The 13982-nt window shown below is 71.6% G+C and carries 15 protein-coding genes; 9 read left to right on the forward strand and 6 right to left on the reverse strand.

Going from position 1 to position 13982, the window contains the following annotated elements; all coding sequences use genetic code 11:
- Window positions 1–19: 19 nt before the first annotated feature.
- Window positions 20–1210, reverse strand: coding sequence for a 30S ribosomal protein S6--L-glutamate ligase (gene rimK / locus AC4BGE_RS06660; RefSeq protein ID WP_490572475.1), 1191 nt, complete (start codon window positions 1208–1210; stop codon window positions 20–22).
- 35 nt (window positions 1211–1245) lie between these two features.
- Between rimK and AC4BGE_RS06665 the strand changes: the two genes are divergently transcribed.
- The 3 genes from AC4BGE_RS06665 to AC4BGE_RS06675 are packed head-to-tail and all read left to right on the forward strand — an operon-like array spanning window position 1246 to window position 3092.
- A complete protein-coding gene (locus AC4BGE_RS06665; protein WP_490574746.1) occupies window positions 1246–1755 on the forward strand; it encodes an ATP-dependent zinc protease family protein in 510 nt (169 codons plus the stop codon).
- The gene (locus AC4BGE_RS06670) at window positions 1752–2723 is read left to right on the forward strand and encodes a succinylglutamate desuccinylase/aspartoacylase family protein (RefSeq protein ID WP_490572473.1); all 972 of its coding nucleotides are present in this window, start codon (window positions 1752–1754) and stop codon (window positions 2721–2723) included. The genes AC4BGE_RS06665 and AC4BGE_RS06670 overlap by 4 nt, the downstream gene beginning before the upstream one ends.
- A gap of 9 nt (window positions 2724–2732) precedes the next feature.
- The gene (locus tag AC4BGE_RS06675) at window positions 2733–3092 is read left to right on the forward strand and encodes a VOC family protein (RefSeq protein WP_490572472.1); all 360 of its coding nucleotides are present in this window, start codon (window positions 2733–2735) and stop codon (window positions 3090–3092) included.
- A gap of 51 nt (window positions 3093–3143) precedes the next feature.
- Here the strand turns inward: AC4BGE_RS06675 and AC4BGE_RS06680 are convergent, their stop codons facing one another.
- Window positions 3144–3572, reverse strand: coding sequence for a nuclear transport factor 2 family protein (locus tag AC4BGE_RS06680; protein WP_490574747.1), 429 nt, complete (start codon window positions 3570–3572; stop codon window positions 3144–3146).
- A gap of 74 nt (window positions 3573–3646) precedes the next feature.
- On the opposite strand from AC4BGE_RS06680, the gene AC4BGE_RS06685 reads away from it, so the two are divergent.
- The 4 genes from AC4BGE_RS06685 (at window position 3647) to AC4BGE_RS06700 (ending at window position 7045) form a co-directional block, all read left to right on the forward strand.
- Window positions 3647–3856 carry a helix-turn-helix domain-containing protein gene (locus AC4BGE_RS06685; protein ID WP_489965611.1) on the forward strand — a complete coding sequence of 70 codons (210 nt, stop codon included), beginning with the start codon at window positions 3647–3649 and terminating at the stop codon, window positions 3854–3856.
- Entirely contained in the window at window positions 3856–4386 is a 531-nt protein-coding gene (locus tag AC4BGE_RS06690; protein ID WP_490574748.1) for a Clp protease N-terminal domain-containing protein, read from the forward strand. Before AC4BGE_RS06685 ends, AC4BGE_RS06690 begins: the two co-directional genes overlap by 1 nt.
- A gap of 140 nt (window positions 4387–4526) precedes the next feature.
- Complete coding sequence (locus AC4BGE_RS06695; RefSeq protein ID WP_490574749.1) at window positions 4527–5867, forward strand: HNH endonuclease signature motif containing protein; 1341 nt, start codon at window positions 4527–4529, stop codon at window positions 5865–5867.
- A 71-nt stretch (window positions 5868–5938) separates the two neighbouring features.
- On the forward strand, window positions 5939–7045 hold the full coding sequence (locus AC4BGE_RS06700; RefSeq protein ID WP_490574750.1) for a winged helix DNA-binding domain-containing protein: 1107 nt from the start codon (window positions 5939–5941) through the stop codon (window positions 7043–7045).
- 51 nt (window positions 7046–7096) lie between these two features.
- Here the strand turns inward: AC4BGE_RS06700 and AC4BGE_RS06705 are convergent, their stop codons facing one another.
- Window positions 7097–7660: a DinB family protein gene (locus AC4BGE_RS06705; RefSeq protein ID WP_490574751.1), complete on the reverse strand. Its 564-nt coding sequence runs from the start codon at window positions 7658–7660 to the stop codon at window positions 7097–7099.
- Window positions 7661–7688: 28 nt separating this feature from the next.
- Between AC4BGE_RS06705 and AC4BGE_RS06710 the strand changes: the two genes are divergently transcribed.
- Both AC4BGE_RS06710 and AC4BGE_RS06715 read left to right on the forward strand, forming a co-directional pair.
- Window positions 7689–8795, forward strand: coding sequence for a DNA glycosylase AlkZ-like family protein (locus tag AC4BGE_RS06710; RefSeq protein WP_490574752.1), 1107 nt, complete (start codon window positions 7689–7691; stop codon window positions 8793–8795).
- A gap of 574 nt (window positions 8796–9369) precedes the next feature.
- Window positions 9370–10077: a DsbA family oxidoreductase gene (locus AC4BGE_RS06715; protein WP_490574753.1), complete on the forward strand. Its 708-nt coding sequence runs from the start codon at window positions 9370–9372 to the stop codon at window positions 10075–10077.
- A gap of 104 nt (window positions 10078–10181) precedes the next feature.
- Here AC4BGE_RS06715 and AC4BGE_RS06720 read toward each other — a convergent pair whose 3' ends face one another.
- The 3 genes from AC4BGE_RS06720 to AC4BGE_RS06730 all read right to left on the reverse strand — a co-directional run bounded on the left by AC4BGE_RS06720 (window position 10182) and on the right by AC4BGE_RS06730 (window position 13976).
- Complete coding sequence (locus AC4BGE_RS06720; protein WP_490574754.1) at window positions 10182–10910, reverse strand: MerR family transcriptional regulator; 729 nt, start codon at window positions 10908–10910, stop codon at window positions 10182–10184.
- On the reverse strand, window positions 10911–12128 hold the full coding sequence (locus AC4BGE_RS06725) for an MFS transporter (RefSeq protein ID WP_490574755.1): 1218 nt from the start codon (window positions 12126–12128) through the stop codon (window positions 10911–10913).
- Between the two features lie 252 nt (window positions 12129–12380).
- Entirely contained in the window at window positions 12381–13976 is a 1596-nt protein-coding gene (locus tag AC4BGE_RS06730; RefSeq protein WP_490574756.1) for an FAD-binding oxidoreductase, read from the reverse strand.
- Window positions 13977–13982 lie beyond the last annotated feature (6 nt).

Raw genomic sequence — 13982 nt, forward strand, 5'->3', positions numbered from 1 at the left:
GCCGGCTCGGCCTCGGCCCTCAGCTGTCGTGGATGGGCTGCTTGGGCAGCTTGCGGACCCGGGCGCGGCGGCGCTTGCGCTCGGGGATCATCGAGCGCATCTCCTCGAGCTTGCCGAAGCAGAGCAGCCGGTCGCCGTCCTCGAGCAGCGTCTTGTTGCGGGGGTTGGGGATCACCGTGGTGCCGCGGTGCAGGGTGAGCACGCTGATGTCGCGCTCGTCGAGCCCGGACTCGCCGAGCTTCTTGCCCACCAGGTCGGCACCCGGGAGCACCACGATCTCGGCGACGCCGTACCCGGTGGAGACGGTGAGCCGCTGCCGCACGTCGATCTCGGGGAAGGCGACCTGGTTGTCGATGTAGTCGATGATCGCGCCGGCCACGTCGAGCTTGGTGGCCATCTCGATGCCCTCCAGCCCCGGCGAGGAGTTGACCTCCATCACCAGCGGCCCGGCGTCGCCCTCGAGCATGTCGACGCCGGCGACCCGCAGGCCCATGATCTGCGCGGAGCGCACCGCGACCCGCTCGTACTCCGGGGGCAGGTCGATCCCCTCCACCGACCCGCCGCGGTGGACGTTGGAGCGGAACTCGTCGCCCTGGGCGCTGCGCCGCATCGCCGCGACCACCCGGTCGCCGACGACGAGGGCGCGGATGTCGCGGCCCCGGGACTCCTTGACGTAGCGCTGGATCAGCACGTTCTGCCGGGTGCTCTGCAGCGTCTCGATGATCGCCTCGGCGACCTTGAGCTCGGGGGCCAGGATCACCCCGATGCCCTGGGTGCCCTCGAGCAGCTTGATCACCACCGGCGCCCCGCCGACCTGCTCGATCGCCGGGATCACGTCGGCGCGGTTGCGCACGAACATGGTCGCCGGCATCTCGATGCCGTGCCGCGACAGGATCTGGGTGGCGCGCAGCTTGTCGCGGGAGTTGGAGATCCCGTACGACGGGTTGGGGGTGTAGACGTCCATCTGCTCGAACTGGCGCACCACGGCGGTGCCGTAGTAGGTGATCGAGTTCCCGATCCGCGGCAGGATCGCGTCGTAGTGCGAGAGCTGCTTGCCCCGGAACTGGAGGTCGGGCTCGTCGTGGGAGATGTCGATCGCGAAGCGCAGGGTGTCCAGCACCTTGACCGCGTGCCCGCGATCGAGAGCAGCGGTCCGCAGGCGCTGCGTACTGTAGGCGCGTGGCGCCCGGGACAGGATTGCCAGCTTCAACGAGATTCCCTCTGGAGAGCGTTGTGAGGAGTGGGGTGACGAGCGCGAGTACCGCCGACAGCGGCCATTCAAACATCGTTGCCGGGTGGCGCGAGTGGGTGAGCCTGCCCGACGCCGGCGTGCCGTGGCTGAAGGCCAAGCTCGACACCGGTGCGCGGACCTCCGCCCTGCACGCCTTCGACATCGAGGAGCTGACCCGCGACGGCCTCCCGTGGGTGCGCTACTCCCTGCACCCGTGGCAGCGCTCGACCGACGACTCGGTCGTGGTGGAGAGCCCGCTGCACGACCGGCGCCTGGTCCGCAGCTCCTCGGGGCACTCCGAGGAGCGCCTGGTCGTGCAGATGAACCTCTCCCTGGTCGGCCGCCTGGTGACCGCGGAGATGACGCTGAGCCGGCGTGACGAGATGGGCTTCCGGATGCTGATCGGCCGTGAGGCGCTGCGGCAGGGCTTCCTGGTCGACCCGGCCCGTTCCTACCTCGGCGGCCGCCCCAAGCGCGGCACCCGGCGCAAGAACAGAGGACGCACCGAGGACGTGGCCGGGTGAGCCGCACCACTCGCGACTCCTTCGCCATCGGCACGGTCCGGATCCGCCCCGGCTCGGCGCGCGAGCTCGAGCTGCCGGTGACCCGGCTGGTCACCGGCGCCGAGGTGAGCCTGCCGGTGCGGGTGCTCCACGGCCGCGAGGACGGCCCCACGGTCTGGATCAACGCCGCCATCCACGGCGACGAGCTGGTCGGCGTCGAGGTGGTGCGGCGGGTGCTCGCCGCGCTCTCCCCCAAGACGCTGCGCGGCACCCTGATCGCCGTGCCGGTGGTCAACGTGCTGGGGGCGATGACCGCCGACCGCTACCTGCCGGACCGCCGCGACCTCAACCGGTCGTTCCCCGGCTCCGCGCGCGGCTCGCTGGCCGCCCGGATCGCGCACCTGATGATGACCGAGGTGGTCGCCAAGTGCTCGGTGGGCATCGACCTGCACACCGGCTCCGACCGGCGGACCAACCTGCCGCAGGTCCGCGCCGACCTCGACGACCCCAGGACCCGCGAGCTCGCCGAGGCCTTCGGCGCCCCGGTGATGCTGCACGCCAAGCTCCGCGACGGCTCGCTGCGGCACGCCGGGGGCAAGGTGGGGGCGACCGTGCTGCTCTACGAGGCCGGTGAGGCGTGGCGCTTCGACGAGTGGGCGATCAGTGCCGGCGTCGACGGCGTACGCCGGGTGCTGGCGTCGCTGGGCATGGTCGACCCCGACGAGCTCGCGGTGACGCCGCCCGAGACGCCGAGCGTGGAGTGCCGGGAGAGCTACTGGGTCCGCGCCCGGCACACCGGCTTCCTCCACCTCGACGTGGCGCTCGGCCAGGAGGTCGAGGAGGGCGACCGGCTCGGTCACCTCTCCAACTCGTTCGGCCGGACGCTGCGGGTGGTGCGGGCCAGGCGGCGGGGGATCGTGATCGGGCGGACCGAGGCGCCGCTGGTCAACTCGGGCGACGCAGTGGTGCACGTCGCCACTCCGTCGTAGCCTGCAGTGATGGCGATCGCGCGCTACCCCACCACCGTCCTGGACTGCCCCGACCCCGCCCTGCTCGCGGGCTTCTACGCCGAGCTGCTCGGGTGGGAGATCGAGGGCGACGACGACGACTGGAGGGACGTCAAGGCCGACTACGGCCAGTGCCTCTCCTTCCAGCGGGTCGCCGACTACCGCGCCCCCGAGTGGCCCGATCAGGCGGCTCCCCAGCAGATGCACCTGGACGTCATGGTCGACGACCTCGACGAGGCCGAGACGGCCGTCGTGGCCCTGGGCGCCCGGAAGCACGAGCACCAGCCGGGCGAGACGTTCCGGGTCTTCCTCGACCCCGCCGGGCACCCGTTCTGCCTCTGCGTCAGCTGAGGGTCGGCCACCGGCCGCGAACTCAGCGCGGCGGCTCCCGTCAGCAGCGCGTCAGTGCGGTAGCTCGACGGGGCGGGCGGCGGCCGGCGCGGGCTGACCGACGTCGGCCCAGACCTCGGTCATCTCGCGGACGAGGCCGTCCTGCACGGTCACGAAGGTGGCCACCTCGAAGTGCTGGAGCGCTCCGCCGGGCTCGCCTGTGTCCTGGCCGATGTGCTGGCCCGCGACGTGGCCCGTGACGTGGCCCGTGACGTGGCAGCGCGCCACCGCACGGTCGCCGTCGCCGACCAGCTCCTCCAGGACCAGGCGGTCGAAGCCGGGGTACTCCGCGTTGAGCCGCACCCACGCGTCGCGGTCGAACGTCTCCCCCGTGTGCACGTAGCGGCATGTGAAGTCAGGGTGCAGCAGCCCCGGGAGGTCGTCCCAGCGGCGGTCGTCGATCGCCCGGCAGAGGGCGGCCAGCAGGCTCGCGGCATCCATGGGAGGCGAGTCTGACATCCCCGACCGCGTCAACGTTGGTTGACACACGCCAGGACGTCAACTACGGTTGACAGATGAGCAACCAGACGCTGACCAGCCAGGCCGCCGGGGACGACCCGGGCACCGGACTGCGGGCGATCCGCTCGCTGCGCGAGCTGGCCGACCGGTTGGAGACCCTCCAGGTGGCCCGAGCCCGCGAACTGGGGTGGTCGTGGCAGGAGGTCGCCGACGCGCTGGGCGTGACGCGGCAGGCAGTGCACAAGAAGCACGGAAGGAGAGGCTGATGTTCGAACGATTCACCAAGGACGCCCGCGCCACGGTCGTCGCCGCCCAGGAGGTCGCCCGACAGACGGGCTCACGGGCCATCGACACCCGGCACCTGCTCGTCGTCCTGCTGGAACGGGCCGGGCCGGCGTCCCGCGCGGTCGCCGACGTGGGCGCCGACGTGCGCGCGGTGGCTGCGGGAACCCGGGCCGACCTGCGCTCCGACGGCCTCGACGCGGACGCACTGGCCGGCATCGGCATCGACCTGGAGGCGGTCCGCCGGCAGACCGACGCGGTCTTCGGCGCCGGTGCGCTAGAACGGGCCGGCCGCACCCCCGGCGGGCACATCCCCTTCGCCCGCGACGCCAAGAAGGCGCTCGAGCTCGCACTCCGCGAGACCAGCCGGCTCAAGCAGCGGTCGATCCGCGCCGAGCACCTCCTGCTGGGGATCATGAGGGGTGAGTGCCCGGGGCGCTCCGCGCTGGAGGAGGCGGGGATCGACCTGGAGGCGCTGCGGGCGGCGTTGGAGGAGCGCTCGCAGGCGGCGTGAGCCACCGCTTCGAACATATGTCCATATAGTGGCACAAACGGGCTGTTCTGAGCGTAAGTTGTCGGTGGTTCCTGGTTGAGTTGTCGCATCGGTCGGGGCCCGTTCGGGGGGCTCCGGCCTCTGGTGACGGGGGTCTGGGGATGTACGTCGACGACACAGTGGGTGCGGGGGTGGGGACGCATCCGATCAGTCGTGCCTGCACCGTGATCTCGGCCGCGTTGGACGCCACCGTCGAGGTGGATCCGATGTACCTGTCTACGGTCGCGCACCGGGAAGCACTGTTGGAGCTGACCCGGTTGGGTGACCGGTTGGAGTCGTTGCGGATGCGGGTCATCCACGCCGCGGGTGCACCCGGCGGCATCGCCGAAGCCGACGGGGCCCGGTCACCCGCGGCGTGGTTGGCCGCACGGACCCGGTCGGGGTTCGGACCCGCCCGCGCCGCGGAGAAGCTCGCCGACGCCCTGACCACCCGGTGGCAGCTCGTGTCCGCGGCCCTGGAGGACGGGCGGGTGACCCTGCCCCAGGCGAGGGTGATCGCCAAGGCGTTGGATGCGTTGGTGACCGACCCGATCCCCGGTGAGGAGATCCCCACCGAGGTGCTGGCCCGGGCGGAGGCCCACCTGGTCGAGGCCGCAGCCATGTTCGACCCGGTCCACCTGGAACGGCTCGGCGCGAAGATCCTCGAGGTCGTGGCCCCCGGCACCGCCGACGAGCACGAGAAGAGGGCCCTCGACCGGGCCCAGCACCGCGCCAACACCGCCACCCGGTTGACCTTCCGCAAGCGCGGTGACGGCGCCACCGACATCGCAGCCCGGGTCCCCGACGCGATCGCGGCCCGATTGCGCACCGTGTTGGACGCCTGGACCTCCCCCAAGCAGGACGCCGGACAGGGCGCCGGGGCGGCGACACCGTTCGGTGGGTTCGTCCAACGCGACCCCGCCACCGGGATCCGGCTCCCCCAAGAGCGGTTGCACGGGCAGGCGTTCCTGGCGTTCTTGGAGGCCGCCGACCCGAACCGGATGCCGATCCACGGCGGTGGGGCGACCCGGGTGGTCGTCACCATCGACCTCGCCCAGCTCCGCCAAGACTTGGGGATCGGGACCATCATCAGCAACGGTGAGGACGCCACCCCGATCACCGCCTCGGAGGCCCGCAGGCTGGCCTGTCAGGCGGGGATCATCCCCGCCGTCCTCGGCACCGACGGGGTCCCCCTGGACCTGGGGAGGTCGACCCGGTTCTTCACCCCACAGCAGCGGCTCGCCAAGACCCTGACCCACCGGGTTTGCGCCACCGAGGGGTGCACGGTCCCCTCCACCTGGTGCGAGGCCCACCACGGCCGGGATCCCTGGGGTCACGGCGGCAACTCCGACCTCGCTGATCTGACCTTCCTGTGCCCCTGGCACCACCACCGGGCCCACGACACCCACTTCACCACCCACAAGCTCCCGAACGGCGACGTCAGGTTCACCAGGCGCACGTAGACCGGCAGACGTCAGAGCCAGCCGGCACACGCAGACGGGCACACCAAGCCGCGCGCTACTACGCTCGGGTGATGGATCGCCTGATTGCTGCATGGCGCCTGCGCAACCAGCGGCTCACCGCTCCCCAGGCCACCTCGGCCGCGGACGTCGTCCGCCTGCTGACCTGCGTGCAGGCCGAGAACCCGGCCCAGTCCGCGTGGGCGGTGGCGACCAGGACCCAGCACCCGGACCCGGGCGATCTTGCCGGGTTGCTGACCTCCGGCGAGGTGCTGCGGACCCACGTGCTCCGCTCCACCTGGCACTACGCCTCCCGCGACGACCTCGACTGGCTGCTGGCGCTGACCGGACCGCGACTCCAGCAGCTCACCGACCGCCAGCTCCGCGAGGACGTCGGTCTCGAGCGACCGGAGGTCGAGCGCCTGGGAGGGCTCGTCGTCGACCTGCTGACCGAGCAGCCGGACCGGCTCCGCTTCGAGGTCGCCGACGCCCTGCGCGAGCGGGCCCCGGAGCTCCGCGACCGGATCGAGGGCCGGGCCGTGATGCTGTTGATGGCCCACCTCGAGATGGGGCGTCTCGTCTGCAGCGGCCGGCCCCGCGACGGGGAGCACACCTACGCCACCTGGAAGAGCAGGGTGCCCGCACGGACGGAGCTCGATGAGGCCGGCCGCGAGGAGGTGCTCGCCCGGATCGCGCTGCGCTACCTCACCGGCCACGGTCCGGCCACCACCAAAGACCTCGCCTACTGGGCGACGCTGACCCCCACCGAGGCCCGGCGCGGGGTCGAGGCGCTCGGCGACCGGCTCCGGTCCTTCGACCACGACGGCCGCACGTACTGGCACCTGGACGGCGACGAGCCGCCCGCCGTCGAGCAGCCGGTGGAGCCGGCCGGTCACCTGCTCCAGCTGCTGGACGAGACCTACCGCGGCTACCAGGACTCCCGCTGGGTGCTCGACGCCGACGGCGTGGTCCCCCGGGGCCGGGAGACCGCGATCGGCATCGCCCTCGTCGACGCTCAGCTGGTGGCGCGGATGAAGCGGACGGTCGCTCGCGGGTCGGTGCGGTTCGACCTGGTTCCCTACCGCCCGCTCACCGACCGGCAGCGGGAGGCGATCGACGGGGCCGCGGGGCGGTACGGCGCCTTCCTGGGCCTCGAGCCACGGGTCGTGGTCGAGGCCTGACCGCTCAGGAGTGCGACGCCGCCTCGGGGCGACGGAGACCAGGCGGGGACCTCAGGACCGAGGACGCCAGTCGGCGGGCGGATCCTCGCCGACCCGGCCGTCAACGGCCTCCCGGAGCAGGTCGGCGTGTCCGGTGTGCCGGCCGTACTCCTCGACGAGGTCGAAGAGCAGCCGACGGAGGCTCACCGGCTCCTCGTGGGGACCGCTCAGCGCGGTCGGGTGGTCGAGGCCGCCGTCGGCCAGGGCGGCCGCGGTCTGGTCCCGCGAGCGCGCCACGGCGCCGTCGTAGAGCGCGTAGAGCTCCGCCGGGGTATCGAGCCCGGCAGAGGTCATCTCCCAGTCCGGGTCGGCACCCCAGTCCACCCCTGCCCACGGCTCGCCCGGCGAGACCCCCCGCAGCTTCGAGGCGAAGGTGTGGTCCTCGACCAGGGCCAGGTGCTTGAGCAGACCGCCGAGGGTCAGCGACGAGGAGGCGATCGCCGTCGAAAGGCCCCTCGCGTCGAGCCCGTCCGCCTTCCAGCGGAACGTGGCCCGCAGCCGTTCCAGGGCACCCAGCAGGTGCTCGGTCTCGGTCCCGGCGAACGGCGGCTCCCACGGGGGCAGCTGGTCGGTCATCTGGTCAACGTAGTCCTACGCTGCGGTGGTGGACACCCTCGAGCTCTCGCGGCGCGACGCCCGCCGGATCGCGGTCCGGGCGCAGCTGCTCGCGGCGCCCCGGCCCACGGGCATGCTCGAGGTCGTCCGCCACCTGACCTTCCTCCAGGCGGACCTCACCCGGGCGGTGGAGCGCAACGCCGACCTGGTGCTCTGGAGCCGGCTCGGCGACGACCACGACCCCGCGGAGCTCGAGCAGGCGCTCGCCTCCGGACAGCTCATCGAGCTCGACGGGATGCTGCGCCCGGCCGAGGACGTGGCGCTCTTCCGCGCCGAGATGGCCGCCTGGCCGGGGCCCGGCCCGCTCAAGGACTGGCAGGTGGAGAAAGCCGGCTGGCTTGAGGCCAACGACGCCTGCCGCCGCGACATCCTGGAGAAGCTGCACGACGAGGGCCCGCTGCCGGCGAGCGCGCTGCCCGACACCACGGTGGTGCCGTGGGAGTCCAGCGGCTGGAACAACGACCGCAACGTCCGGATGCTGCTCAACCAGCTGGTGCGCCGTGGCGAGGTCGCCGTCGCCGGCCGTGAGGGCCGCGAGCCGCTCTGGGACCTCGCGGAGCGCGTCTACCCCGACGTGCCGGTGGTGCCGCTCGCCGACGCGCTCGCCGAGCGCGAGCGGCGCCGGCTCCGCGCGCTCGGCATCGCCCGCGCGAAGAGCCGCGCGGTGCCCGGCGAGCCGGACCACGTGGGGGCGGCCGGCGAGACCGTGACGGTCGCGGGCACCCGAGGGACCTGGCAGGTGGACCCGGCGTACCTGGAGGACGGGACGGGGTTCCGCGGCCGCACCGCACTGCTCTCGCCGCTGGACCGGCTGGTCTTCGACCGCGGCCGGATGGCCGAGCTCTTCGGGTTCGACTACCAGCTCGAGATGTACAAGCCGGCCACGAAGCGGCGCTGGGGCTACTGGGCGATGCCGGTGCTGCACGGCGACCGTTTGGTCGGCAAGGTCGACGCCGCCGCCGACCGGGAGGCGGGCGTGCTGCGGGTGCACGCGGTGCACGAGGACGAGCCGTTCAGCAAGGCACTGACGGGCGCCGTCGACCGGGAGCTGCGGGATCTCGCAGGCTGGCTCGGACTGGAGCTGGCGCGCGGCTGAGGGCCCGGCGCCCCGCGCGGTGTACGCACGCCCCCGAGGGCGCACGCCCTGGTCTCCGGCCACGACCACGCAAGCGCCGGCCGAGCGCCCGAGCCGGCAGCGCCGAGGATGGCGAGTGTTCCTCCTCTCCGCGGCGCCGGTGGTTGCCGGGCTCGTGATCTTCTTCTCGGACTTCGTGTTCGCCGGGTGGTGGTGGAACAGGTCCGGCGCCGAGGTGCCGCGGGACGGGGGCAGCCACGAGGTGGCCGTCTCCGAGCCCGGGAGCGACTACGCGCCGTGGCGAGCAGGGGCTGATCGACCCGGACTGCGAGATCGTCCACGCCGCGGGCAGCGCGGTGGAGCTGCGGGCAGTGCCGTCCGGGGAGCGGACCACCGTCGACATGATGGGCGTCGGAGACCTCTACTTCGCCCTGATTAACTGGGGTCCTCTTGCGCTGGGCGCGGGCCTCTGGCTCGCGGGCGCGCTGGTCCTGCTCCTCGGGGTCCGGCGCTACCTGCGAATGCGGCGGCAGGACGCCTGGCGCCCTTGGACTGCCTCCGGGAACACCCGAACGGCTCGTGAGGTTGTCCCCGCATGCGGATCGAGATCTGGAGCGACGTCGTCTGTCCCTGGTGCTACATCGGCAAGCGGCGGCTGGAGAGCGCGCTGGCCGACTTCGGCCACGCCGACGAGGTCGAGGTCGTGTGGCGCTCCTTCCAGCTGGACCCCACCGCGCCGCGCACCGGCGGTGAGCGCTCGGCCGAGATGCTCGCCGTCAAGTACGGCATGAGCCCCGAGCAGGTGAAGCAGGCGCAGGCGCAGATCACCGAGACGGCGGCCGCCGAAGGGCTGGAGTACCACCTCGACGACACCCGGCACGTCAACACCGTCGACGCCCACCGGGTCCTCCACCTGGCGCTCGCCGAGGGCGGACCCGAGCTGCAGGGACGGGTGAAGGAGGCGCTGCTGGCCGCGTACTTCACCCGGGCCCGCAACGTCGCCGACCCCGCCGTGCTGCGCGAGGTGGCAGTGGACGCCGGGCTCGACACCGACCGGGTCGACGCGGTGCTCGCCTCCGACGAGTTCGCCACCGAGGTCTCGGCGGACATCGAGCAGGCGCGGCGTTACGGCGCCACCGGTGTGCCCTTCTTCGTGGTCGACCAGAAGTACGGCGTCTCCGGCGCCCAGCCGGCTGCCGCCCTTGCCGAGGTGCTCACCCGTGCCTGGGAGGAGTCGCGGCCGAGCCTGAGCATGGTGGACGCCGGGGGCGACGTGTGTGGGCCGGAGGGCTGCACGCCGTAGCGGAGGGTGTCTCTCGCATTTGGAGAACGCATTTCTGGCCGCGTTTTCGTGAGCGCGACGTGGCGGCCGACCCAGTTCTTCGCCGAGCCGAAGCGGAACAGGGGTCAATCGCCCAACGCGTCGAGACGTGTGCCGATCATGGCGAGCGCTTGTTGCTGGACGGCGTTCAGGACCGAGGCTGTGTACTCCTGGAAAAGGGTGGCCGCGGAGGAGAGGTCGGGGGCGTCGGTGGTGAGTGCTTGTGCGACGGGGGCGAAGGCGTCGATGAACCGTTCGACGTACTGCTGGAGTTCTTCCTTGGTGGTTCCCGGGCCGAGGCTGTCGAAGGTGGCAGCGGTTTCGATCAGGGCCGGGCGGAGTGCGGGGTCGCCCATGTGTTCGTAGAAGCGGATGAGGTGGGGCATTCCGGCGGGGCCGACCAGATGCGCGAGGAGGATCGTTTGATCGCGGTCGATTCCGGCGAGATCGGGAGGGATGAAGCGTGCGAGTTCCGGGGGCACGTCGGGAGCAGCAGGGAGGACACGTAGCTGCGCGATGAGCTCGCGTTGTGCGGTGAGGCGTTCGATTTGGGCAGCGATCTCACCGTCCAGGCGGTCCAAGATCTCTCCAGCGCCGTCGTCTTCGTCATCCAGTAGGCGGGGCATCTGGTCGAGGGGGATGCCGAGGGTGGCGAGACGGCGGATACGGAGCACGCGGATGAGATCGTGCACGCCGTACTGGCGGTAGCCGTTGGCCGTCCGTGGCGGCTCGTCGAGGATTCCGACGTGGTGATAGTGGCGGAGGGTGCGGATGGAGACGCCGGCAAGGGAGCTGAGTTCGCTACTCTTCACCATTCACCTGCAATCTCCCTGAGGCTCAAGGTCCAGCTGACGAAGCGACCTCGCGAACAAGGAGAACACGAAGGCGCATCCCCACACGACGAGGAGCAGCGCCGCGGCCGTATTCACGCTGCGGTACTCGGTGACGATCGCTGCGATAACGATCCCGACGGGCGGCGCCGCAGTCATCATCGCGTTCTGCGTTCCCATGATGCGACCTCGCATCGATTCTGGGATGCGTTCGATCATGAGCACACCCATGAGACTGCCGAACAGGCCGCTCGCCAACCCGACGACGAAAGCTCCCGTAAGCACGACCCAGGGAGAGGTGAGGAGAGCGATGAGCCCGATTCCGAGTGTCGTGCCACTGAGGCCTACGACGAGCCATGCTCGTCGCGGGCCGCGCGACCCGAGCGCGGTGTACACGCCCCCGCCCGCAAGCATGCCGAGCGCGAGGGCACTGAGGACGAATCCGAGCAGGCCCGGCTGCTGTGCCTGAGTGAAGTACACCGGCAGGACCAGCCCTTGAAGGGCGGCCAGCACCAGCACTGATATCAGGCTGACCATCGTGACGGTGATGAGGAATCGGTTCCTGAAGAGGACCTTCCAACCGGCTCGCAGTTGGGACCACCCTGTAGCGGTCGAGCCCTCGCCGAGGCCGCCGTCGTTCCGGGTCACGGCGCCCACGTGGCGGGGAATGGTGATCGTGATCAAAGCCGCGAGGAGCGAGGTCGCCGCGGTGACCCAGAGCACGGTGGACCCATCGAACAGCACCATGAGCGTTCCGGCGGCCGCCGGTCCCGCCAGGATGGCCACAGCGCCCAGGCTTTCTCTTGCGCCCATCAACCGTTCAGCACTGATACCGCCGTGACGAACGATCGCGGGGAGCAATGCCTCCCGCGCCGTCATCCCTGGAACGTCACCGAGCGACCCGATCACACCGAACAAGATGAACCAGCCCAGGCTGAGCCCGGAGATCATGTCGACGATGGGCAGTGCTGCGATGGACGCTGCGGAAAGGAGGTCTGTGACCACAGATGACATGCGGCGATTGACGCGGTCGATGACAACTCCCATGAACAAACCTGAGAGGACCGCTGGGATCGCGGTCGCTGCGGCGACCGCCCCTGCCCCCAGGACGCTCCCGGTTGTTTGCAGGACGATAAGCGGTAGAGCGATTCCCGCAATCGAGTTGCCCAACAGGGACACGCCGTACGACGCGAGGTACGTCACGGGGATGGAGTTCGTGCGTCCAGGGGAAACTACGACGCTACGTCGGGGTCAAGCCAATCCCTCCGAACTCCAACCGTCCGATCTTGGTGATCATCGCGTGCAGTTCGTTGCTCGACACGGTCCTCACGGTCCACTGTCACCGGCGGGGCCTTCTTGACGCGGGTGTCATTCCGACGCGAATCGGCCGCACGAAAAGTCCACTGATGCCGGTGTCCGGGCGCTCCGAGCGGCGAGCGTCATAGCCGCAGCGCGTCAGAGTCCCAGGACACCCGGGTTCAGGATCCCCGCCGGGTCCAGCGCAGCCTTCGCCCCGAGCAGCGCGGCTGCGAACGGGTCCGGGCGCTGGCGCGAGTACCAGGGCGCGTGGTCGCGGCCGACGGCGTGGTGGTGGGTGATGGTGCCGCCGTGGGTGGTCATCGCCTCGGAGACGCCGGCCTTGATCTCGTCCCACATCGGCAGCAGCGAGCCCCAGCGCCCCGAGGCGTAGACGCCGTAGTACGGCGCCGGTCCGTCCGGGTAGACGTGGGTGAACCGGCAGGTGACCACCCCGGTGATGCCGAGCGCGCCCATCACGTCGTACGCCGCGGTGGTGATCGCGGCATGCATCGCGGGGAAGCGGTCCCAGGTGCAGGCGGTCTCGAAGGTCTCCGCGATCAGGCTGCGGCGGGTGACGGCGTCGCGCTGGTAGGGCATCCGCAGGAACGAGGAGCGCCAGGCCTCTGCCGGGTCGCCCGGGCCGGCGCTCTCCGCCGCGGCTGCGGTCGTGTCCTTGACCGACCGCTCCCCCGGCTTGCCGCCGTGGTCGCGAGCAAGCTCGATCGCCCGGTCCAAAAGCCCATCGACCGGGTGGTCGGCCGACTCGAAGGCCAGCACCAGCAGCCCGCCGCGGGTGCCGGAGCCGGCGTTGAGGAGCGCCTCCATCGGGTCGAGAAGCCGGCAGTTCGAGGGGTTGAGCCCGCTCTGCGCGACCGCCCGGGTGGCGGCCACCGCGGCGTCGAAGTCGTCGAAGTCGACGGTCACCCCGGCCCGCCAGCGGGGCCGGTCCTGGAGCCGCATCCACGCCTCGGTGATGACGCCCAGGGTGCCCTCGGAGCCGAGGAACAGCCGGTCCGGCGACGGCCCGGCGCCCGAGCCCGGCAGCCGCCGCGACTCCCCGACCCCGGCCGGGCTGACCACCCGCAGGCTCTCGGTGAGGTCGTCGACGTGGGTGAGCACGGTGGCGTAGTGGCCGCCCGCCCGGGTGGCGAGCCAGCCGCCGAGGGTGGAGAACTCGAAGGACTGCGGGAAGTGCCGCAGCGTCAGCCCGTGCGGACGCAGCTGCGCCTCCAGCGCCGGGCCGAGGACGCCGCCCTGGATCCGGGCGGCCCTGCTCACCGGGTCGATCTCCAGCACCTGGTCGAGCGCGCCCAGGTCGAGGCTGACCGCCGGGCCGTCGAACCTCGCCTCGACCCCGCCGACCACCGAGGTGCCGCCGCCGAACGGCACCACGGCCACCGAGGCCGACGTCGCCCAGTCGAGGACGTCGACCACGTCCTGCTCCGAGCGCGGGCGCAGCACCAGGTCGGGCGGGTGGGCGAGGTCGCCCTGGAGGTTGCGGACGACGTCGCGGTAGGCCTTGCCGTGGGTGTGCGCGGCGCGGTCCAGCGGGTCCGCCGAGGCGATCGCGGCCAGCGCGGCGGGCACCTCGACCCGCGGTGCCGGCAGGTCCAGGTCCGCGACCGCGGGCGGGTCGTGAGGGGTGAAGTCGTGCTCGGGCAGGAGGGCGGCGACCCGGTCGACCAGCTCGTCGGCCTCCGCGCCGGTCACGGCGTCCTCCACTTTGCCCCAGCCCCACCACGATCGCGTCATGAGGGG

The organism is Nocardioides sp. Z50_6, from assembly GCF_058215755.1.

What these genes read in the sequence shown, in the direction of transcription:
- AC4BGE_RS06715 (WP_490574753.1), top strand. Translation starts at nt 9,370, where the DNA reads ATGCGGATCGAGATCTGGAGCGACGTCGTCTGTCCCTGGTGCTACATC.
- AC4BGE_RS06705 (WP_490574751.1), bottom strand. Translation starts at nt 7,660, where the DNA reads ATGACCGACCAGCTGCCCCCGTGGGAGCCGCCGTTCGCCGGGACCGAG.
- AC4BGE_RS06690 (WP_490574748.1), top strand. Translation starts at nt 3,856, where the DNA reads ATGTTCGAACGATTCACCAAGGACGCCCGCGCCACGGTCGTCGCCGCC.
- AC4BGE_RS06730 (WP_490574756.1), bottom strand. Translation starts at nt 13,976, where the DNA reads ATGACGCGATCGTGGTGGGGCTGGGGCAAAGTGGAGGACGCCGTGACC.
- AC4BGE_RS06720 (WP_490574754.1), bottom strand. Translation starts at nt 10,910, where the DNA reads ATGGTGAAGAGTAGCGAACTCAGCTCCCTTGCCGGCGTCTCCATCCGC.
- AC4BGE_RS06675 (WP_490572472.1), top strand. Translation starts at nt 2,733, where the DNA reads ATGGCGATCGCGCGCTACCCCACCACCGTCCTGGACTGCCCCGACCCC.
- AC4BGE_RS06700 (WP_490574750.1), top strand. Translation starts at nt 5,939, where the DNA reads ATGGATCGCCTGATTGCTGCATGGCGCCTGCGCAACCAGCGGCTCACC.
- AC4BGE_RS06685 (WP_489965611.1), top strand. Translation starts at nt 3,647, where the DNA reads ATGAGCAACCAGACGCTGACCAGCCAGGCCGCCGGGGACGACCCGGGC.
- AC4BGE_RS06680 (WP_490574747.1), bottom strand. Translation starts at nt 3,572, where the DNA reads ATGGATGCCGCGAGCCTGCTGGCCGCCCTCTGCCGGGCGATCGACGAC.
- AC4BGE_RS06695 (WP_490574749.1), top strand. Translation starts at nt 4,527, where the DNA reads ATGTACGTCGACGACACAGTGGGTGCGGGGGTGGGGACGCATCCGATC.